Origin of the sequence: Janthinobacterium sp. PSPC3-1 (assembly GCF_049896105.1) — a bacterium.
Lineage (GTDB): Bacteria > Pseudomonadota > Gammaproteobacteria > Burkholderiales > Burkholderiaceae_D > Janthinobacterium.
Genome location: NZ_JAFCTQ010000018.1, coordinates 57,666 through 77,805, shown reverse-complemented (window position 1 = coordinate 77,805; position 20,140 = coordinate 57,666). Strand labels below are relative to the sequence as shown.

Sequence of the window (20,140 nt, the reverse complement as noted above, 5' to 3'; positions counted from 1 at the left end):
TTTTCCAGGGCAGAGGAAGCGTACGCTATGATGGCGTTTTTGCCATCGGCCTCACTACTTTTCCAGGAAGCCCCATGAAAATCGCCTTCTTTGGCAGCCAGCCCTACGACCGCCGCTTCTTCGACGAAGCCCTGCCATCCCAGCCCGACGCGTCCAGCATCGAACTGGTCTATCACGACGCCTTGCTCGGTGCGGACACCGCCATCCTGGCGCAGGGCGCCGGCGCCGTTTGCGTGTTCGTCAACGATGTGCTCGACACCGCCGTGCTGGAAGCCTTGCACGGCTACGGCGTGCGCGCCATCCTGCTGCGCTGCGCCGGCTACAACAACCTGGATTTGCCGACGGCCAGACGGCTGGGCTTTTTTGTCGCGCGCGTACCGGCGTATTCGCCCGAAGCGGTGGCCGAACACACCCTGGCCATGGTGCAGACCCTGAACCGCCACACGCACCGCGCTTACGCCCGCGTGCGCGAAGGCAATTTTTCACTCGATGGCCTGCTGGGGTTCAACCTGCATGGCAAGACGGTGGGTATCGTCGGGACCGGCAAGATCGGCCTGGCCACGGCGCGCATCTTCAGGGGCTTCGGCTGCAAGGTGCTGGGCCACGACCCCTATCCTTCGCCTGATTTTGCCGAGCTGGGCACGATGGTGGACTTGCCGCAGCTGCTGGCCGAGGCGGACATCGTCTCGCTGCATTGCCCCTTGATGGACAGCACGCGCCACCTGATCGGCCCGGCCACGTTGCCGCAGATGAAGCGCGGCGCCATGCTGGTGAATACCTCGCGCGGCGGCCTGATCGATACCGGCGCCGTGATCGACGCGCTCAAGTCGCGCCAGCTGGGCGCCCTGGCGATCGATGTGTACGAGCAGGAAAGCAGCCTGTTCTTCCACGATCACTCGTCCGACATCATTGACGACGACATCTTCCAGCGCCTGATGACGTTCCCGAATGTGCTGGTGACGGGCCACCAGGGCTTCTTCACCATCGAAGCCCTGCGTGAAATCGCCGCCATCACGTTTCACAACCTCGATTGCTTCCGCAATGGCGGCGATTGCGGCAACAGCGTGGCTTGAGTTCAGGCCGGCGCCGGTTTCTTTTTCGGCGCGGCTTTCGGCTTGGGCAGCGGCAGGGCGTCGGTGGTGCGCCGCGCCAGCTGGACCAGCCAGTCGCGCTCGTCCCACTGTTCGCCGCCGATCAGGAACCAGGGCTTGGCTTGCGGATAGGGTGGCGCCTCCTGCGGCGTGCCTATCCAGGCCCGCCCGGCGTCGGTCGGCTTGATATACAGCTGGTCGTCGGCGATGATCGCGAACATCTTGCCGTCGCAATACAAGCCTGTTTCGCCGAACATTTTCTTTGCCACCAGCGCGCCCGCGCCGGCCATCTGGTCGAGCAGGAAGTCGACCGTACCTTGCTGTGATGCCATGTATGCTCCCCGAGAGTGTTCAGTGTAGCGCAAAAATCGGCTACACTGCCCGGCCATCGTTGCAGGATCACCAACATGAACGCCATCGTCCACCACGGCATCACCATCGTCACCCTGACCATCGGCGCCGATATCGCCAGTGGCTGCCTGCCGGGCCAGACGGTGATCTGCGAACGGCCCGACGGCTGGTGGCTGTATTTTGTCGACAGCGACGGCAGTGTCGACGGCTACGACAGTCCGTTCGGCAGCCATGCGCAGGCGCTGGGGGCGGCCAGGGCGGCCGCCGAGTTCAGCGCGGAATAGATCGGGCGCTCAGTGTGGCTGCGCCAGGATGCTATGCGACAACTCCATCGAGGGTCGGGCATCTTCCTCCAGGCCTTCCTTCACCAGCCGCGCACAGCCTTTTTCGCAGGCCAGCAGGGACTGGCGCAGCAAGGGGAATTCGCTGCGCCAGCGCCGCAGGATGGCTTGTTCGTCGCTGCGCGCGGCATCGTCGAGGTAGACGGCCGCGCCTGGCGCCAGGCGGGGAAACAGCAGCGGACCGGCCGGATAGCGGGCATGCGTGGCGGTCGCCTGCGGCGGGCCGTCGATCACCAGCATGTCGATCGGCAAGCCGGCGGGCAGGCGGTCGGTGGCGTACCAGGGCCAGGTTTCGCCCTGCAAGGGATGCGCGCGCAGCGGCGCGGCGATCACTTGCGCCCAGTCCGACAGGCCGTGGCGCGCCAGCTCGGCCCGTGTCTGCGCCGCATACGCGGCATCATGCTCCAGGCTGTAGACCTGGCCCGCGCCCTGCAGCTGCATGCAGCGCGCCAGCACCACGGTCGAAGCGCCGCTGCTGCATTCGACCACCACCTGCGGCCGCGCCGAGCGCGCATGGCGCGCCAGTTCCAGCAGGAAATCGGGCGAGCCGGCCCAGCCGCGCGTGGACGGCAGGCTTTTGTCCAGCTTCAGTTCGCGCTGCAGGCCATCGAGCGCTTCGAGCTGGCGGAACAAGGTGGCCGGCGCGCTGTCTGCCTGGTCGCGCAACTGGTGCGCCAGCAAATGGATCAGGCGCACCTTGTGCAAGGTCCAGGCGCACAGCAGCAGGGTGGCGGCGAGCAGCAGGAGAGTAAGGTAGTTGGACATGAAAAAGCCTTTCTAGAAAAAATCAGGTCACCTTGCTGACCACATAGCGGTATTTGCCCGAGGCCTCGGAGGCGATCTCGTCCACCTCGTCGATATCGATCGCCACCTGCGCGCCCAGCCTGGCCTGGAAGCCGGCCACGATGAGCGCGCGGGTAGTCGCGTCCAGCAGTGGCAGGCACACCAGCAGCACGCGCGTGTGCAGCAGGCTTTCCTGGATGATCTTGAAGCCGCGCACCTGCGGCAGTTCGCGCAGGATGTACACCAGCGCCAGGCCATGCATCACGGTGCCGTCCGTGGCGGTGAGGAAATCCGTGCTGCGGCCCTCGATTTTCTGCAGCAGCGGCAAGCCGCGCCCGCAACCGCAGGGCGCCGTGCCCAGCGCGCCGATGTCGCCGGTGGCGTAGCGGATGAAGGGGTAGTCGCGCGTGGCCAGGTGGGTGACGACGATTTCGCCGAGGCTGCCCGGCGGCAGCGGCTGGCCGGCGGGATCGACGATTTCGACGATGATGTCTTCGGCTGTGATGTGCATGCCGCCGTGCGGGCATTCGTGGGCGATAAAGCCGGCGTCGCGCCCGCCGTAGCCATTGGCCACCGGGCAGCCGAAGGCGGTGGCGATCTGCGCGCGCTGCTCGTCGTACAGGCGCTCGGAGGTGACGAAAGCGACTTTCACGCCCAGGCCGTCGAGCGGCACGCCGTGCGCGCCGGCATGGCTGGCGATGCGGCACAGCGCCGACGGGTAGCCGAACAGCATGCGCGGGCGCAGCCGCCGCAGCCGGTGGATGAAGCCGTCGACCCTGGCGGGCGACATGGCAAACGCCGGCAGCAGGGTGCTGCGCAGCAGCCAGTCGCGCAGGCGGCGCAGCCGGTCCTGGGCGTGCAGTTCGATGGGCGAGCCCCACAGCACCACCTCGCGCTCACCGATATCGACCCCCCACCAGCGCGTGGCGCGCCATTTGGCGGCGATATCGTGGCTGATGCGCTTGCGTCCCAGGAAAAACAGCAGCGGCTCGCCACTCGAGCCGCCGGTGGAGAACGGACGCAGGCCATCGGCGCGGTCGGACTTGAAGGCGTCGCGCGCGGCGCTGATATCGGCTTTGCGCAGCAGTGGCAGGCGCGCCAGGTCGCTCAGGCTGTGCACCTGGCGCGGATCGAAGCCGATGCGCTGGAACAGCGCGCCGTAATAAGGGACATGGGCACCCGCATGGCGCAGCAGTCGGCGCAGCCGCGCCAGGCGCCAGCGGTCCAGCTGCTGCGGCGTCCACCATTGCGAGCGCTCCATGCGGCGCAGCAGGCGCACGCTGTCGTGCCGCTTGAGCTTTTCGTGCAGCGGAAACAGCCAGTGCGCCACCAGGCGCGCATAGCCGGACGGACGCGGCGCGGCCAGGATGCGCCGGTACAGCGCCGCCAGCTGCGGCCCCACATGTGCCCAGTCGAACTGCGCCGCGTGCGCCAGGCCGTTGGCCGCCAGCCGGCTGGCCTGTTGCGGCTCGCGCAGCAGGGCAAGCATGGCCTGCGCCATGGCCGGCGCGTCGCCGGGCGACACCAGCAGGCCCGTCACGCCGTGCTGCAGCAAGGCCGGAATGCCGCCCACATTGGTGCTGACCACGGGCACGCCGCAGGCCAGCGCTTCGAGCACGGAAATCGGCATATTGTCGGCCAGGCTGGGATTGAGCACGAGCGTGCTGGCCTGGTACAGCGCCGGCATGGCGGCGTTGGCCACATGGCCGGCAAACGTCACCGCCTCCATCACCTTCAGGTCGATGGCCAGGGTTTCCAGCGCGGCGCGCTCGGGACCGTCGCCGGCCAGCACCAGGCGCGCGCCGGGAAACGCCTCGCGCACGATGGCAAACGCGCGCACGGCGCTGGCGTTGTCGTACAGCGCCTGCAGGTGGCGCGCCACCAGGATCACCGGGCCATCTTTGGTGCCCTGTCCGGCCGCTGGCGTGAACCGGCGCAGGTCGACCACATTGGGCACGATATGGGCCGCATGCCCCCCCTGTTCGAAGATCTGGCGCAGGAAGCGCGACGGCACGGCGATCGCGTCGGCGCGCAACAGGCTGGCATCGACCAGGCGCCGGTGGCGCGCAAAGAAGGCCGCCGCCTCGCCGCCACGGTAATTGAGCAGCACCGGTTTGCCGCACAGGCTGGCGAGCCACAGCGCCGGCGCGCCCTGCAAATGCCAGGACCAGCCCGAGTTGGCCATCACATGGAACAGGTCGACCGTGCGGCTGGCACGCCACAAGCGCCACAGGAAGATGGGCAGGCGCAGGGCCGCGCGCAGGTAGCGCACGCGCGCCAGCCATGGCGGCAGCACCTCGGCATTGACGGCCAGCAGCTCGACCTTGGCCCCTTCTGCGCGCAGCAGCGCCGCCAGTTGCGCCGCCTGGTTGGCCATGCCGCCGGCCGGCGGCGCCTGCGGGCCGACCAGCGCGATGCGCATGCCGGCGAGCATCATCGGGTGCGCTCCGCCGGCGGCCGCGCCATGCCGGCGAGCGTGCGTTGCGCCGTCAGGCGCCGGTAGACCTCGGCATAGCGCGCCACGCTGCCGGCCCAGCTGCGTTCGCGTTCCACATAGGCGCGTGCGCGGCGGCGCAGCAGCGGCCAGCTGGCTGGCTGGTCCAGCAAGGCCAGCACCGATTGCGCCAGCGCCTCGGCGTCGTTGGCGCGAAACAGCACGCCGGTCTGGCCATCCTTGATCAGTTCGCGGTGGCCGCCGACGTCGGAGGCGGCCACCAGCCGGCCCTGCGCCATCGCCTCCAGCGGCTTCAGGGGCGTGACCAGTTCCGTCAGGCGCATCGGCAGGCGCGGATAGACCAGCACGTCGATCAGCTGATAATACTGCGCCACCAGTGCGTGCGGCACGCGCCCGGCGAACACCACCTGGCCGGCGATGCCCAGCTCGACGGCCAGCGCGCGCAACTGCGCGTCCTGCGGGCCGCCGCCGGCCAGCAGCAGGCGCAGTGCAGGCGCCGCGGCCAGCATGCGCGGCATGGCGCGCAGCAGCAGCGCCAGGCCTTCATAGGCGTAGAACGAGCCGATAAAGCCGATCACGGGGTGGCCGGCCAGTCCCATGGCGCGTGCCAGGCCAGGCTGCATGGGCACCGCATCCAAGGCGGCGACATCGACGGCGTTGGGAATCACGGTGATTTTATCGGGTGGCAGGCCGCGTGCGCACAAGTCCTGGCGCAAGCCTTCGCAGATGGTGGTGATGGCGTCGGCGCGGCGCAGCGCGTGGTTTTCCAGCATGCGCGTCAGGCGGTAGCGCAGGCCGCCGGGCCGGCTGCTGCCATGGTCGGCGGCCGCGTCTTCCCAGAAGGCGCGCACTTCGTAGACCACCGGGATACCGAGGGTGCGCCCGACACCGAGCGCGGCGATGGCGTTCAGGGCCGGCGAATGCGCATGCAGGATGTCGGGTTTCAGCTGCAGCGCAAGCTGGCGCAGGCGGCGCGCCAGGCCCCGGATCACGCTCCACTGGCGCAGCACGGGCAGGCGCGCCCACCATTGCCGGCCGGGCGCGGTGCGGTAAAAGTGCCAGCCGTCGGCGACCTGGTCCATGGCGTCGGACGGGCCCTGTTTGGCGCCGGTCAGGTGCAGGGTTTCCCAGCCCAGCGCGCGCTGCTGGGCCAGGATGGCCACGGTACGGAAGGTGTAACCGCTGTGCAGCGGCAGCGAGTGGTCGAGGATGTGCAGGATGCGCATGGCCGGTTCCGTATCAGCAATGGTGGCGGTGGCGGGAGTCAGGCGGTGGCCAGTTCCCGCGCCGTGGCGGCGGGCAGCGGCACTACCTGGCGCAAAAAGGACTCGAACATCAGCAGCGACCACAGCGGTGCGCTATGGTCGCGCCGGCCCGCGCCGTGCTGGTCGATCAGCTGATCGATATAGTCCATGTCGAACAGGCCGCATTGCGCCATCACGGGGCTGGTCAGGCGCTGGCGCAGGCGCTCGCGCAGCGGCCCGCGCAGCCAGGCGGCCAGCGGCACGGAAAAGCCCATCTTCTGGCGATACAGCAATTCGTCGGGCAGCAGCGGCCGCAGCGCCTTTTTCAGCAGGTATTTGCCGGTGCCGCCGCGCAGTTTCAGCTGCGGCGGCAGGCCCGACATCCAGGCCACTAGTTCATGGTCGAGCAAGGGCGAGCGCACTTCCAGCGCGTGGGCCATGCTGGCGCGGTCGACCTTGGTCAGTATGTCGCCCGGCAGATAGGTTTTCAGGTCCAGGTACTGCACTTGCGACAGCGGGTCCTGCGCCGGACTGGCCAGGGCGTGGCGGCGCAGCACGTCGACCGCGCGGTAGCCTTGCAGGCTGCGCCGCAGTTCGGGGCTGAACAGGCGCGCGCGCATGGCGTCGCCGAGGATGCTGACGCTGTGAAAATAGGCATCGGTGGTGTCGCGCGCCAGCCCTTCGAAGGTGGTCTTGGCGCGCAGGAAGCGCGGCGCCCAGTCGGCCTTCGGGTAAAGCCGGCCCAGGGTGCCGAACAGCGAACGGCGCAGCCCCTGCGGCAGCATGGCGCGCATTTTTTCTTCGCGCGCATGCAGGTTGTAGCGCCGGTAGCCGGCCAGGCTTTCGTCGCCGCCGTCGCCCGACAGCGCCACCGTGACGCGCCGGCGCGCCAACTGGCACACGCGGTAGGTGGGCATGGCCGAACTGTCGGCGAACGGTTCGTCGTACAGCGTGGCCAGCAGGTCGATCAATTCGAAATCGTCGGATTCGACCTGCTGCGCGTGATGCAAGGTGCCATAGCGGCGCGCCACCATGCTGGCGTATTGCGCTTCATTGTAGGCGGGGTCGCCGAACGAGATCGAGCAGGTATTGACGGGCGCCGCGCTTGAGCCGGCCATCATCGCCACCACCGCGCTCGAATCGACGCCGCCCGACAAAAACGCGCCCAGCGGCACCTCGGCCACCATGCGGATGCGCACCGCTTCGCGCAGGCGCGCCAGCAATTCGTCGGTCGCCTGCGCTTCGCTGGCCGGCGCATGTGGCACGAAGGGCACGTCCCAGTACTGGCACGGCGCCGGCAGCGGCTGGCCGGCGCGGATGCACAGGGTGTGGCCCGGCGGCAGCTTGTGCGCATGGCGAAAGATGCTGCGCGGCTCGGGCACATAGCCGTAGGCAAAATAATCCTCCACCGCCAGCGGATCGAGCTCGCGCGGCATGGCCGGGTGCGCCAGCAGCGCCTTCAGTTCGGAGCCGAAGGCCAGCGTGCCGTCGGTCAGCTCGCCATAATACAGCGGCTTGACGCCGAGCCGGTCGCGCGCCAGGAACAGCAGGTGGCGCCGGCGGTCCCACAGGGCAAAGGCGAACATGCCGCGCAGGCGCTGCACGCATTGCTCGCCCCATTGTTCCCAGGCGTGCACGATCACTTCCGTGTCGCTGCTGGTGCGGAACTGATGGCCGAACTGGCGCAGTTCGGCCATCAGGGCGCGGTAATTGTAGATTTCGCCATTGAAGACGATGGCCACGCTGCGGTCGGCATTGAACAGCGGCTGCTGGCCGCTGGCCAGGTCGATCACGGACAGGCGCCTGTGGCCCAGGCCCAGGCCCGGCTCGCGGTGCATGCCGTCCTCGTCCGGCCCGCGGTGGCGCAGGCTGTGGGTCAGGCGCGCCAGCAGCTTTGCTTCGATGTCGCGCTGGCCCTGCAGATCAAAGATGCCGACGATGCCGCACATGGAGGTCCTTTCAGGGATAAGTGGAAAGCGGGGAGGGCGCTTCGGCGCCCGTCAATCGGTCATACACGGCCAGGTAGGCGCCGGCCATGGCGGCAAGGCTGTGTTCGGCCAGCACCTGGCGCCGTCCGCGCGCGCCGTGGCGCGCACCCAGTTCGGGCGCGCGGTAGTAGTCAAACAGCGCGGCGGCCAGCAGCTCGGGCGAACGCGGCGGCACCAGCGCGCCGCTCCAGCCCGGCTGCACCAGTTCCGCATTGCCGCCCACGTCGGTGGCCACCACCGGCAGCCCGGTAGCCATCGCTTCCAGGATGGTGTTGGAACTGCCCTCGGCCAGCGACGGCAGCACGAACACATCCATGGCGCGCAGCAATGGCGCCACGTCGTCGCGCGTGCCGGGCAGCCAGGCCTGATGCTGCGCGCCGGCCTGCGCCAGCAGATCCAGGCAGGGTTGGCGGCAGGGACCATCGCCGACGATCATCAGGCGCAGGCGTGCGCGTTCGTACCGGTCCAGTTTTTCCAGCAGCAAAAGAAAGGCGCGCACCAGCGACAATTGGTCTTTCACGGCCGCCATGCGGCCGACGCTGCCGACCACATACGCGCCATGGCACAGGAAGCCGGGTGGCCCCACCACGGCCGGCGGACCGAGGCGCGGATGAAACTGCACGCTGTCGACGCCGTTGCCAATATGGCTGACCCTGTCGGGCGGCACGCCGATGGCCTGCACCAGCCACTGGCCCAGGTCGGCACTGACGGCGATGAAATGCTGGATCAGCGGCCGCATCAGCTTGCGCAGCAGCCGGTATTTGCGCTTGGCGCCTTGCGGGTCATCGATGTCGCGCCCGTGTTCGCCATGCACGCGCAGGCGCACGCCGGCGATGGCCGCCAGCAGCTGCGCCTCGATGCAGCAGAGGTTGCGCGTGTGCACCAGGCTGGGACGTAACTGCCGCAGCAGCCGGTACAGCCGAAGATAATGCCCCGGATCCTTGCCTTCGCGCTTGCCCAGGCTGATGATCTCGACCCCGGGCGCGCTCAAGCGCTGGCGAAACACCGTGGCGTTTTTCATGCAAACGATGGCGTGCCGGTAGCGCCCGGGCGGCATATGATTGATCAGATTGACCAGGCCGTTTTCCAGGCCGCCCACGTCGAGCTGGTGGATGACATGCACGATCAGCGGCGGCGCGCCGGCCGCGCTGCTGCTGTCGGGCGGATCAAGGCGCATGCGGCACCCCCTGCAAGGTCTGTTCGATACCGGGCAGCGCCGCCTGCAGGAATGCCTGCAGCCGGGCGCGCGGTGGCGGCGCCAGTTCATCGTAGGCGCTTGAGACCATGATGTCGGCGCCATCCTGGCGCATGCCCAGCAGCTTGCCCCTGGCCAGCAGCAGCTTGACCAGCGCCGGACTGGCCGTCAGCACGCCGCCCTGTTGGTAGCTGCGCCAGACCAGCACCCGCTCGCCACCATGCGCCAGCACCGTTTCGCGTACCTGCAAGGTACGTTCCGGCAGGCGCAAGCGGCGCGTCTGCTGTCCCAGCGGCAGCCAGCGCGCGCCGAACGGCGTGACCTGGTGCGTGAGCAGTTCGGCATGGCGCGCCTGGTGCGCATACCAGGCCAGTTGCAGGTTCACTTCGGACGAGCCTTGCCGATAGGTGGCGTGCAGGCGCAGCGGCGCGCCCGCCAGGGTGGCGCTCCAGTCGGGCGCACTGGCGGGCACCAGGCGCCAGCCGGGCGGCGCCGGCAGGGCCAGTTGCGTGGTCTGGCGCTCCGGTGGCGGCGCTTCCTCGCTGCGCCAGGCCAGCGCCGGCCAGGCGGCCGCGATCACGATGCAGGCGGCCGCTGCCTTGACGGCGGCCCGCAGGGCGCCGTGCGGCGGCATGGCCTGGTTGGTGGCCAAGGTCAGTGCCGGCATGCGTTCGCGCCAGCGGCTGGCGAGCAGCAACAGCAACAGCATCACCAGGCCGAAAAACAGCCAGCCATACACCAGGTGATCGACACCGACGGCCAGGCGCATGTCGCTGTGGTGGCCCAGCATGACGATCAGCCAGGCGCGCACGCCGTTGGCCAGGATCGGCACCAGCAGCGCGCAGGCCATCACGGCCAGGCGCCGGCGCGTGCTGCGAAAGTGCAGGTGGGCAAACAGCGCACCGAGGGCCAGCGAGGCGATCACGTAGCGCAGCCCGCTGCAGGCTTCGACCACCGACCAGTTGCCGCTAGGCAGGGAAAAATAATTGCCGTCCCTGAATACCGGCACGCCCGACAAGTGCAGCGCGCCGACCGTGAAACCGGCCGTAAAGTCGATCAGGGGTGGCAAAAACACTTCGCCGAAGGGCACGGCCAGGAACAGGTAGCTCAGTGGAAAGGCCAGCAAGCGCAGGGCTGGCCAGCCCAGGATGGCCAGCACGGAAGCGGGCAGCATGGCGGTGGCCGCATATTGCTCGGCCACTTGCACGTAGGCCAGATCGGCCAGCAGCCACACCACACCCAGCACGAACAGCAGCAGCACGCCCGCCATCGACGGGCGCGGCGGCAGGGCGGCCAGGCGCGCGCGCTGGCGCCATGCCAGCCACAGGCTGATCGGCACGATCAAAAAACCATGGGCGAAGGTCTGCGAGCGCGACCAGACTTCCAGCATGCCCCAGAAAGTGGCGTGGTACAACAGCACGATGGTGGCCATGGCCAGCATCAGGAGCGGCACGCCATGGCTGGGCGCGGCGGGCGCCGGCACCGGCCACATCGGCTGTGGCGACGGCATGCTGGCCGCGACGGTGGGCGAGGCCAGCGTCATGGCGCTTCCGATTCTTGCACCGGCCGCAGGCTGGCGGTAGCGCCGGGTGTGCCTTGCTGCACGGGGTGCGGCTTGAGGTCGAGCATGGCGCCCAAGGCCTGCAAATTGCTTTCCCATTGATAATCTTGCAAGATCATCTGGCGCGCGCAAGCGCCCATATCCACGCTTGCGCCTGGCTGGGCGGCGGCGCGCAGCACGCGCGCCGCATGGTGAATGAACTCGGCCTCGTCACGCGCGAGCAGCAGTTCCAGCCCGGGCTGGGCGGCGATGCCTTCGAGCGCCTGCGGCGACGCCAGGACGATTTTGCCCATCGCCATCGCCTCCAGGACCTTGTTCTGCACCCCGCGCGCAATGCGCAGCGGCGCCACCGCCAGGGTGGCGCCCGCCAGATAGGGGCGGATATCGTCCACCGCGCCGGTGATGGTCACGCCGGCAACCTTGGCCAGGGCCTGCACGCGCGGCGCCGGCCGGCTGCCGACAATATAAAAGAGCAGTTGCGGAAACTGGCGCCGCAGGGCCGGCCACACATGGCGCACGAACCACTGCACGGCGTCGATATTCGGCCAGTAATCCATGGCGCCCGTGAATACCAGTACTTGGGTGCCGGGCGGATACGGATCGGCGGCACACGCGCCGGGTGCAAAGTAGACGCTGTCGACGCCGTTATTGAAGTGGCGCGTCTTGCGCCGCGCCATCGGGGCGCACAGGCGGAACAGGGCCGCTTCGGCTTCCGAGACAAAACTGGCGGCGGCAAACTGCTGCGCGATATGGCGCTCATACTGCAGCAGCTGCTGCGACTCGCGCCGGTACAACTGCGACAAGGGCCACGGTTTGCTGTCGCCATACTGGCGCCATTTGTCGGAATCGACATCGACAAAGTCGATCACGCGGTGCAGATGGCGTGCGCCGCTGCCGTCGATGTACTGCGCCATGGGGCCGGAAAACGCCAGCGCATGGCGTACCTTGCCGCTCGCCAGCAGGCCGTCCACCCATGCCAGCAGGCTCGCGTCGCGGTAGTACTGCACGCTCATGGCCTGGCGCGACAGCAGGGCCTGCACGGCGCGCCAGCGGGCCGCCGTCAAACGCAAGTCGACAAAGCGCGTGCTGGCGCACAGGGCGGCCACCTGGCGCGTGTATTGCCAGTCGGCTTCATCGTCGATAAAGCAGCCCAGGTGCACGCGGAAATGCCGGCTCAGGTATTGCAACATATGCCAGGAACGTATCTTGTCGCCCTTGTTGGGCGGATACGGCAGCCGGTGCGTGATAAAGAGCAGTTCGCGCATGGCTAGCCCAGCTGCCGCACAAGATGCGGCCCCAGCAGATTGGCCAGCGGCAGCGGCAGGCGGCGCCAGGCGCGGATGAACAGCGCGTACTTGGGGTTGAGGGGATTGATGTCGGGCAGTGCGGCCGCGCGGATCAGCTTGTAGGCATAGGGCAGCGACTGCGGCGCAAAGCCCCAGTTTTTCTTGAAGTCAAAGGCGCCCGTGCCCAGCTTGCTGCGGCCGAAATCGAACTGGCGCACGCCGCGCGTGCCGGCGCGCCGCATCAGTTCCCAGTACATGAAATCGTTGGCGCCGCTGCTGCGCGCCAGCACGCTGCCGGCGCCATAATATGGCAGCACTTCGCCGCGAAAATAAAACGACAGCACGCTGGCCTGCGCCTGCTGGCCCTGGCAGACGGTAAGGATGTCGCAATCGTCGCCGAACACCGTGCGCAGCAAAGCAAAGTGGCGTCGCGCGAACACGGGCGTGCCCAGACGGTGCACGCTGGCCGCATACAGGGGGAAGAATCGATCGAGATCGTCGTCGACGGCGCTGTGCAGGCCGGCGGCGATGGCCTTGCGCAAGACGGCGCGCTGCTTGCGCGGGATCGCCAGCAGGTTTTGCTCGTCATCGGCCAGCAGGGTCTTGCGGAAGGTGGCGTACAGCGGCTTGCCTTGCCAGCCGTCGGGAATGTCGCCGTCGCGCTGGCGGTACTCCAGGTGGCCTACCTCCAGTTCGCGCGCCAGGTGCTGGGCCCGTGCGTCCAGCGCGCGCCTGGCCTGCGGGTCGACCGCGGCAATGCCGCCATACACGCAGAAGGGCAGGGAGACGAGCGCCTTGCCGCACAGCAGGCCGCGCAGGTGCACCAGCGGCAGCACGCCCAGGATGCGGCCGTTCTGTTCGGCATACAGGAAATGGCTGGCGTGGCCCAAGCCTTGCTCCATGATGGTTTGCCAGCCGGCGCGGTGAAAAAAGGTGGCGTCGGGGCAGCTGTGCACGAAGGCGTCCCAGCGCCCATGGTCTTGCGGCAGCAGCGTGCGGATGGTGATCGCGCTGCTGCGCTGGGCGGCGGCAATCACGTCCGCCGCGCTGTCGGTAAAGTGGCGCGCCTCATGCATCATGTGCCCTCAAGAAAAATGCGGTCCATGCGGTCCCAGGCAAAATCGCTCGTCAGGCGTGCCAGCCGCGCCTCCATCCGCGCCAGGTTCAGGTAGTGGCGAAAACGGGTCTTCCAGCCCGGCCCAAGCGGCCGCGGTTGCCCCGGATCGAGCTCCCAAGGGTGAAAATAGAATATGCCAGCCTGGCCATCGCGCGAATTGATGCGGCGCAAAAGCCAGCGCGACAATGGATAGGGCAGCAGGCGAAAGTAGCCGCCGCCGCCGGCCGGATAATTGCGGCTGCCCAGGCGCACCGTGCTGACCGGCAATTCCAGCACGCCCTGCGCGCCGCGCGGACGCCAGGCGAAGCGCGGTGCGTCGGGCATGCCGTAATGGTCGTGGCGGATCGGGTAGATGCTGGAACTGTAGCGGTAGCCCGCTTCACACAGCACATCGAAGGCCCACAGATTGGCCGCGCCGATGGAAAAGCTGGGGGCGCGGTAGCCCAGCACCGCCTGGCCCGTCAGTTGTTCGAGGATGCTCTTGCTGAGCACCACATCGTGCAGGAATTCGATGCGCGACTGTTGCGAGGCGCGCAGGTGGGCATGGCCGTGGCTGGCCACTTCATGGCCGGCGGCGGCCACGCGGCGCAGCATGGCGGGATAGCGTTCGGCGATCCAGCCCAGGGTAAAGAAGGTGGCGTGGATGCCCTTGTCGTCCAGCAGCAGCAGGATGCGCTCGACGTTGGCCTCGACCCGGCACTCCAGGCGCGGCCAGTCGGCGCGGGCGATGTGGGGCGCAAAGGCCGAGACCTGAAAATAATCCTCGACGTCGATGGTCAGCGCGTTGCGCACGGTAGTCGGGTTCATGGCGCAAGCCGGGCGGATAGCCATTGCGCGGTGGCGCTGGCGATGCGCTCGGCGGCATGGCCGTCCCAGTATGGCGGAATGCGCCCGCGCTTGCCGCCCGTGCGCAGCACCTGGCGCGCCAGCGACAGGATGGCGGCTGGGTCGGTGCCGGCGATGACATTGGTCCCTTCGTCGACGGTGACGGGGCGCTCGGTGTTGTCGCGCAAGGTCAGGCAGGGCACGCCCAGCGCCGTGGTTTCTTCCTGGATGCCGCCCGAATCGGTCAGCACTAGGCGCGCGCCCTGCATCAGGCCCAGCATTTCCAGGTAGCCCAGCGGCGGCAGCAGCACGACGGCATGCTCGCGCAGCAGCCGCTCCAGGCCGGTTTTTTCCAGCATCCCGCGGGTACGCGGATGGACGGGAAACAACAGCGGCAGCTGCGCCGACAGGCTGCACATGGCCTCCATCAGCGCGGCCAGGCGCGCGCCATCGTCGACGTTCGATGGCCGGTGCAAGGTCAACAGGCCATACGCGGGCGGGTAGTCGTGGCCGTGGGCCTGCAGGCTGATGCGCGGCGGCACGGCGTCGGGCAACTGGCGCAGCAGGCTGTCGATCATCACATTGCCGGCAAAATGGATGCGCTCCTCGGCGATGCCTTCGCGCAGCAAATTGGCGCGCGCCCCCGCTTCGCTGGTAAACAGCAGCGCCGACAATTGATCGGTCAGCACGCGGTTGATTTCTTCCGGCATGGCGCGGTCGCCGCTGCGCAAGCCCGCCTCGACATGGATCACCGGCGTGCCCAGCTTGGCCGCCACCAGCGCGCAGGCCAGGGTGGAATTGACGTCGCCCACCACCAGCACGGCGTGCGGAGCCAGGTCGAGATGCACGGTTTCATAACGGCGCATGATCTCGGCCGTCTGATGCGCGTGGCTGCCCGAGCCGACCTCGAGGTTGATGTCGGGCGCGCGCAGGCCCAGGTCGGCAAAGACCTGCGCGTTCATGGCCGTATCGTAATGTTGGCCGGTATGCACCAGGCTGATACGCACCTGTGGCGCCACTGTTGCAAACGCCGCCAGGATAGGCGCCATTTTCATCAGATTGGGCCGCGCGGCAACGATGCACAGCAGATGCGGCCGTGCGGATGGCAGGACAGGGTCAAGCATGGGACCTCCTTAGAATCGCATGGTGAGCGTGGCGCTGACGCCGTTTTCGCGAAAATCTCCGCCGCGGTTGCTGCGGTGCTGGGTGCGGCGCAGGTCGACCGCCGCCGTCATGTTCGACCGCAGCACACGGCTGTAGCCGGCCGTGAACGTGATATTGTCGTCGCGTCGCGGCACGCTGAGCGAGCGCGCGCTGGCGTAGCCGGCCTGCACGTTGACGCTGCCGCGCGAGGAGGAACGCCAGCTCCAGCCGGCGCTGGCGCCCAGCTGGCGCGTGCGGTCCGACGTGCTCAGGTCGATATCGGGCAGCAAGCCGCTGTCGACACCGCTATTCGTCTGCGCCGTGCGGTCGACCGCCGACACGCCCAGTATCAGGGTGCTTTTCGGCGTGGCGCGCACCATGTTCAGTTTCAGCTGCTTTTGCAGGTAGTAGCGGTGGCTGAAGTAGTTCAGGCCGCCCAGCTGCGGATCCTGCGCCTGGGCGTAGCGCAGGAAGGCATCGATGCGCAGGCGCCGGTCTTGGGCGTTGGGAAAGATGCCGCGCCACAGCTGGTCCAGCAGGCCGGCCGCGTCGCTGTCGCCCAGGCGCAGGAATTGCGCCGGCATGGTGGTGATGTCCTCGCTGTATTGCAGCGACCAGTTGTTGTGGCGCTGCAGGAAACGCGCGTCCAGGCTGTAGGTCTGGCCGAAGAAGCGCCGGCCCGTGCTGAAAGCGACGCTGGTGCGCGAGGACGGCGTCCACACGCCGCCGAGCGACCAGAAACGGCCTTGCGGATTGCGCCCGTCGCTGGCCTCGTAGCCTTCCTTTTCCGTGCCGACGCTGGCCGTGCCCGACCAGGTACGGCTGAACGGGTAGCGCAGGCCGACGCTGGCGCGCTCCTTGCGTTGCGGCGGCAGCACGCTGTCCTCGGTGCGGCGCACCTCATAGCTGGCGTTCCAGGTCCAGCCCCGTCCGCGCGGTTCGCCACCGAGCAGCACCTGCAGCTCGTCGCTGTGGGTAGACAGCAGATTGTTTTCGCTCGACACGTCGGCGCGCGTATAGCGTGCATCAAAGGTGCCCAGGCCGCGAAAGCGGTGCCGCAGGTAGGGGCTGACGACGGTGGCGCGCACGGTGCTCTGGTTGCTGCTGTCGGGCAAGGCATCGATCACGGGCACGCCGAACGGCGACACGTTCTGCCGGCTGACGCTGGCGTGTCCGTCCAGGTAGAACCAGTCATGCACCAGTTCGGCATTGACGCCCGCCTGCAGTTGCACGGTGTCGGAGTCGGCGCGCTGGCGCGACAAGAACTTGCGCCAGCTGGCGTCGAGGTGGACCTGCAGGCGCGGACCGGTGGCGATCACGGCGATGGCGGGCGCGATTTCGGTGATGAAGTCGGTTTTCTCCTGGCCCGGCGGCGCCAGCAGCGCGTTGTCGGTATAGCTTTCACGCAGGCGCAGCGAGGGCGCCACCAGCCAGTCCAGGGCCGCCGCCGGTGGCGCCACCAATAGCAGCAGCCACGGCGCCAGCGCGCCGGCCGGGCTAGTCGTAATAGCCATAACCGTAGTATTCGTTGCCGGGGAAACCCTTGGTCTTGTTATAGATCAGGTGGATGTGTTCGCACGATTCGATCTGGCGCAAGGCTTCCTTGACCGCATGCTGGGTGGTGGTTTCCGCTTCGACCACCATCACCACCTGGCCCATCTGGCCCACCAGCGCATGGGCTTCGCTGGTGATCAGCAGTGGCGGCGAGTCGAACACGACGATGCGGTCGGCATAGCGGCTGGCGATTTCACTGAGCATGCGGCTCATGGCGCGGCTGGCCAGCAGTTCCGTGGCGTGCTTGTTGCTGCGTCCGGCCGGCAAGATGCTGAGGGTGGCGACATTGGTTTTCAGGATCACGTCGGCCATTTCCAGGCGCTCGTCGAGCAGCACGTCCATCAGCCCCGGTTCGGGTGGCAGTCCCAGCACTTTCAGCACCGACGGGCGCGCCACGTCGGCGTCGACCAGCAGCACCGTCATGTCCATTTCCATGGCGATGCTCATGGCCAGGTTGACGGCGCAATAGGTCTTGCCTTCGCCCGGCATGGCGCTGGTGACGACGATCAGGTTGCCGTGGCGGATGGCGTCGGCGCCGGTGGCGCGCGCGTTGCGCAGCAGCGGGCGCTTGATGATGCGGAAATCCTCGGCCACCGAGGTGCGCCCGCCGTCGTGGGTGACCATGCCCTGGGCCTGCAGCCTGGCCAGGTTCAGCGCGCGGTAATTGGGCGAGGCCGGGGTGCTGTCCGGGGTAACGTCGCCTGTGGCGCCATCGACCTCGTAAGGCGTGGCGGCCTCGGCCACTTCCAGCGGCGCGCCATTACCGGCTTGCCGTGCGTCGTCTGCATTGGTATCCATCGTGTCTCCCGTGCCAGCATCTAGAATTTGAGCAAGGCGGCCGCCACCACGCCGCCGTACAGCATGAACAGGCTGCCCAGGCAGGCGCTGAAGGCATAGCGGGCGCGGCGCTGGCGCGTCTGCTGCTGCTCGGTCCAGTTCATCGCCACCGTGCCCAATACGCTCAAGCCGGTGGCGTCGCGCAATTCGGCCGGGCTGAGGAAGGTCGGCCTGATCTGGCTGATCAACAGGGCCGCGGCCACGCCGGCCACCAGCGCCGCCGCCAGCGCCACGCTGAACAGCAGCGGCCGGTTCGGGCCGACCGGCGTCAGCGGCACTGTGGGCGGATCGATGATCTTGAAGGCCATCATGTCGGTGGTGGAGCTCAGTTCGCCCGACAGCTTGGCCGCCTCGCGCCGGCCGATCAGCTTTTCATAGTTTTCCTTGTTGATCACGTAATCACGGTTCAGCTGGGCCAGTTGCGATTCCACTTCGGGCACGGCGTTGCTGTGCGCCAGCAGCCGTTCGTTGCGGGCCGTGTATTCCGCCACCCGCGCCTTGATGGCGGCCACCTTGGCGTCCGCTTCGGTCAGCGCCACTTTCAGCTGTTGCAGCATGGGGCTGTAGTTCTTGCCGGGGTCGCTTGTTGCCGAGCGCAGCTTGCTTTCCGCGATCTTGCGTTCTTCCAGCTGGGCCACCAGCCGCTTCGAGGCCACGATGTCAGGATGCAATTCCGTGTACTGCATGCGCAGGCTGTCGAGGTTTTTATTGATGGTGGCGATGCGTTCGTCGAGCTCGGGATTGCTGATGGCCGCCGCCGTCGGTTCGAGATCCAGCACCGGTTCGTCACCCTCGATCTGGCTCAGGATGGCCTTGCGCGACTGCTCCGCTTCCAGCAGTTCCAGCTTGGCGTTGTTGAGGCTGTCGGACATTTGCAACAGCTGGCCGCCGTAGTCGATGCCCTGGCGCGGCAGCAGCATGTTGTTGCGGATCTTGAAATCCTTCATCAGGTTTTCCGCTGCGCTCAGCTTGTCTTCATAGTTCTTGATCTGTTCGTCGATGAATTGCACCGCCTTTTGCGAGTCGCCTTTCTTGCCCTGGAAACTGCCCTCGACAAAGATGGTCAGCAGGCTTTGCACCACGTCGCGCGTCACTTTCGGTTGCGGGCCGCTATAGCTGATGGTGTAGATGTCATAGGCATTGGTGCCGCTGATCTTGATGTTGCGCATCAGGTCATCGAGCTGGGCTTCATGTTCGCGCACGGTGCGCGAGTCGAGGTCCAGGTCCACCATGCGCATCACCCGTTCGACATTCGGCCGGCTGAGCAAGGTGCGGCTCATGATGGCCACCTGCTGTTCGGTATTGGGCACGCTGGTCATGCCGGCCATCAGGGGCTTGAGGATGGTTTGCGTATCGACAAACACGCGCGCCGAGGTCTGGTAGTTGTCCGGCAGGCTGATCACCTTGATAAAACCGGCAATTGCCACCAGCCAGGCCACCAGCACCGCGTGCCAGCGGTACTTCCAGATGCCTTTCAGGGCCGAGAGCACTTGCTGTATCAAATCCTCCATGTCGCTTCCTTCAGGGTACGGTGCAGGGCGTGGATAGGCGAAAACGGCGTATTTTCTTGTCGAGTGAACAAAGTATAGGGCGCGCCCGCCACAAAATTTCCCAAGATGATTGCTTCTTGATACTCCTCAAGAGACACCAGGCCGCTTTTACTAATCATGGGAAGTTCCCGGCCCAGCCGGGCTTTGCAGCGCCGTCTCTTTTGAAGGAAACAGCATGAACCTGTTACGCCGCGCCCTGATCACCCGCGTCCTGGCCTGCGCCAGCGCCATCGTGTTGCTGGCCGGCTGCCGTACGCAGCACGCGCTGGCGCCGGCCGAAGACAGCGCCCCGCTGCACGACTACCTGATCGGGCCGGGCGACTCCGTCAATATCCTGGTCTGGCGCAATCCCGAAGTGTCGCTGACGGTGGCGGTGCGGCCCGACGGCAAGATCACCACGCCACTGGTGGAGGACCTGATGGCCAGTGGCAAGACCTCGACCCAGCTGGCGCGCGATATCGAGCAGGCGCTGGGCAAGTTCATCCAGCAGCCGGTGGTGACCGTGATCGTCACCAATTTTGCCGGACCGTATGCGGAACAGATCCGCGTGATCGGCGCGGCGGCCAAGCCGCAGGCGCTGCCTTACCGCCAGGGCATGTCGCTGATGGACGTCCTGATCACCGTCGGCGGCATTACCGACTTTGCGGCCGGCAACAAAGCCAGCGTGATCCGCATGCGCGAGGGGGCGCAGCAGCAGCTGCGCGTGCGGCTCGATGACTTGTTGCGCGATGGCGATATTTCCGCAAACATCATGATGCGGCCCGGCGATGTGCTGCTGATACCCGAGAGTTTCTTTTAAACTTGCCGCCTATCAAAAGT

The 20,140-nt window shown here is 67.3% G+C and carries 18 protein-coding genes; 3 read left to right on the top strand and 15 right to left on the bottom strand.

Annotated features, from left to right (window positions below; all coding sequences use genetic code 11):
- The first annotated feature begins 74 nt into the window (after positions 1-74).
- Positions 75-1,073, top strand: a complete 999-nt coding sequence (locus tag ACP7B7_RS18790) for a 2-hydroxyacid dehydrogenase (RefSeq protein WP_426077663.1) — start codon at positions 75-77, stop codon at positions 1,071-1,073.
- Between the two features lie 2 nt (positions 1,074-1,075).
- On the opposite strand, the gene ACP7B7_RS18785 is transcribed toward ACP7B7_RS18790, so the two are convergent.
- The gene (locus ACP7B7_RS18785) at positions 1,076-1,423 is read right to left on the bottom strand and encodes a TfoX/Sxy family protein (RefSeq protein ID WP_426077662.1); all 348 of its coding nucleotides are present in this window, start codon (positions 1,421-1,423) and stop codon (positions 1,076-1,078) included.
- Between the two features lie 75 nt (positions 1,424-1,498).
- Between ACP7B7_RS18785 and ACP7B7_RS18780 the strand changes: the two genes are divergently transcribed.
- Positions 1,499-1,726, top strand: coding sequence for a hypothetical protein (locus ACP7B7_RS18780; RefSeq protein WP_426077661.1), 228 nt, complete (start codon positions 1,499-1,501; stop codon positions 1,724-1,726).
- A 9-nt stretch (positions 1,727-1,735) separates the two neighbouring features.
- Here ACP7B7_RS18780 and ACP7B7_RS18775 read toward each other — a convergent pair whose 3' ends face one another.
- The 14 genes from ACP7B7_RS18775 to ACP7B7_RS18710 are packed head-to-tail and all read right to left on the bottom strand — an operon-like array spanning position 1,736 to position 19,440.
- Positions 1,736-2,548, bottom strand: coding sequence for an O-methyltransferase (locus tag ACP7B7_RS18775; protein ID WP_426077660.1), 813 nt, complete (start codon positions 2,546-2,548; stop codon positions 1,736-1,738).
- A gap of 22 nt (positions 2,549-2,570) precedes the next feature.
- Positions 2,571-5,003, bottom strand: coding sequence for a glycosyltransferase (locus tag ACP7B7_RS18770; RefSeq protein ID WP_426077659.1), 2,433 nt, complete (start codon positions 5,001-5,003; stop codon positions 2,571-2,573).
- The gene (locus tag ACP7B7_RS18765; RefSeq protein ID WP_308921090.1) at positions 5,000-6,247 is read right to left on the bottom strand and encodes a TIGR04063 family PEP-CTERM/XrtA system glycosyltransferase; all 1,248 of its coding nucleotides are present in this window, start codon (positions 6,245-6,247) and stop codon (positions 5,000-5,002) included. The genes ACP7B7_RS18770 and ACP7B7_RS18765 overlap by 4 nt, the downstream gene beginning before the upstream one ends.
- 38 nt (positions 6,248-6,285) lie before the next feature.
- On the bottom strand, positions 6,286-8,214 hold the full coding sequence (locus ACP7B7_RS18760) for an XrtA/PEP-CTERM system amidotransferase (protein WP_426077658.1): 1,929 nt from the start codon (positions 8,212-8,214) through the stop codon (positions 6,286-6,288).
- Positions 8,215-8,224: 10 nt separating this feature from the next.
- On the bottom strand, positions 8,225-9,430 hold the full coding sequence (locus ACP7B7_RS18755) for a TIGR03088 family PEP-CTERM/XrtA system glycosyltransferase (protein ID WP_426077657.1): 1,206 nt from the start codon (positions 9,428-9,430) through the stop codon (positions 8,225-8,227).
- The gene (gene xrtA, locus ACP7B7_RS18750) at positions 9,420-10,991 is read right to left on the bottom strand and encodes an exosortase A (RefSeq protein ID WP_426077656.1); all 1,572 of its coding nucleotides are present in this window, start codon (positions 10,989-10,991) and stop codon (positions 9,420-9,422) included. The genes ACP7B7_RS18755 and xrtA overlap by 11 nt, the downstream gene beginning before the upstream one ends.
- Entirely contained in the window at positions 10,988-12,274 is a 1,287-nt protein-coding gene (locus tag ACP7B7_RS18745) for a TIGR03087 family PEP-CTERM/XrtA system glycosyltransferase (protein WP_426077655.1), read from the bottom strand. Before ACP7B7_RS18745 ends, xrtA begins: the two co-directional genes overlap by 4 nt.
- A gap of 2 nt (positions 12,275-12,276) precedes the next feature.
- Positions 12,277-13,371, bottom strand: coding sequence for a FemAB family XrtA/PEP-CTERM system-associated protein (locus ACP7B7_RS18740; RefSeq protein WP_426077702.1), 1,095 nt, complete (start codon positions 13,369-13,371; stop codon positions 12,277-12,279).
- Positions 13,371-14,219 (bottom strand): XrtA system polysaccharide deacetylase, encoded by an 849-nt coding sequence (locus ACP7B7_RS18735; protein WP_308921096.1) that lies wholly within the window; start codon positions 14,217-14,219, stop codon positions 13,371-13,373. The genes ACP7B7_RS18740 and ACP7B7_RS18735 overlap by 1 nt, the downstream gene beginning before the upstream one ends.
- A complete protein-coding gene (wecB, locus tag ACP7B7_RS18730; RefSeq protein WP_308921097.1) occupies positions 14,216-15,361 on the bottom strand; it encodes a non-hydrolyzing UDP-N-acetylglucosamine 2-epimerase in 1,146 nt (381 codons plus the stop codon). The genes ACP7B7_RS18735 and wecB overlap by 4 nt, the downstream gene beginning before the upstream one ends.
- A gap of 9 nt (positions 15,362-15,370) precedes the next feature.
- Entirely contained in the window at positions 15,371-16,894 is a 1,524-nt protein-coding gene (locus tag ACP7B7_RS18725) for a TIGR03016 family PEP-CTERM system-associated outer membrane protein (RefSeq protein ID WP_426077654.1), read from the bottom strand.
- Positions 16,878-17,732 (bottom strand): XrtA-associated tyrosine autokinase, encoded by an 855-nt coding sequence (locus tag ACP7B7_RS18720; protein ID WP_426077652.1) that lies wholly within the window; start codon positions 17,730-17,732, stop codon positions 16,878-16,880. Before ACP7B7_RS18720 ends, ACP7B7_RS18725 begins: the two co-directional genes overlap by 17 nt.
- Before the next feature lie 20 nt (positions 17,733-17,752).
- Positions 17,753-19,282 carry an XrtA system polysaccharide chain length determinant gene (locus tag ACP7B7_RS18715; RefSeq protein WP_426077651.1) on the bottom strand — a complete coding sequence of 510 codons (1,530 nt, stop codon included), beginning with the start codon at positions 19,280-19,282 and terminating at the stop codon, positions 17,753-17,755.
- A complete protein-coding gene (locus ACP7B7_RS18710; protein ID WP_426077650.1) occupies positions 19,270-19,440 on the bottom strand; it encodes a hypothetical protein in 171 nt (56 codons plus the stop codon). The genes ACP7B7_RS18715 and ACP7B7_RS18710 overlap by 13 nt, the downstream gene beginning before the upstream one ends.
- Before the next feature lie 56 nt (positions 19,441-19,496).
- Here ACP7B7_RS18710 and ACP7B7_RS18705 point away from each other — a divergent pair, with 56 nt between their 5' ends.
- Positions 19,497-20,120, top strand: a complete 624-nt coding sequence (locus tag ACP7B7_RS18705; protein ID WP_426077649.1) for an XrtA/PEP-CTERM system exopolysaccharide export protein — start codon at positions 19,497-19,499, stop codon at positions 20,118-20,120.
- The last annotated feature ends 20 nt before the right edge of the window (positions 20,121-20,140 follow it).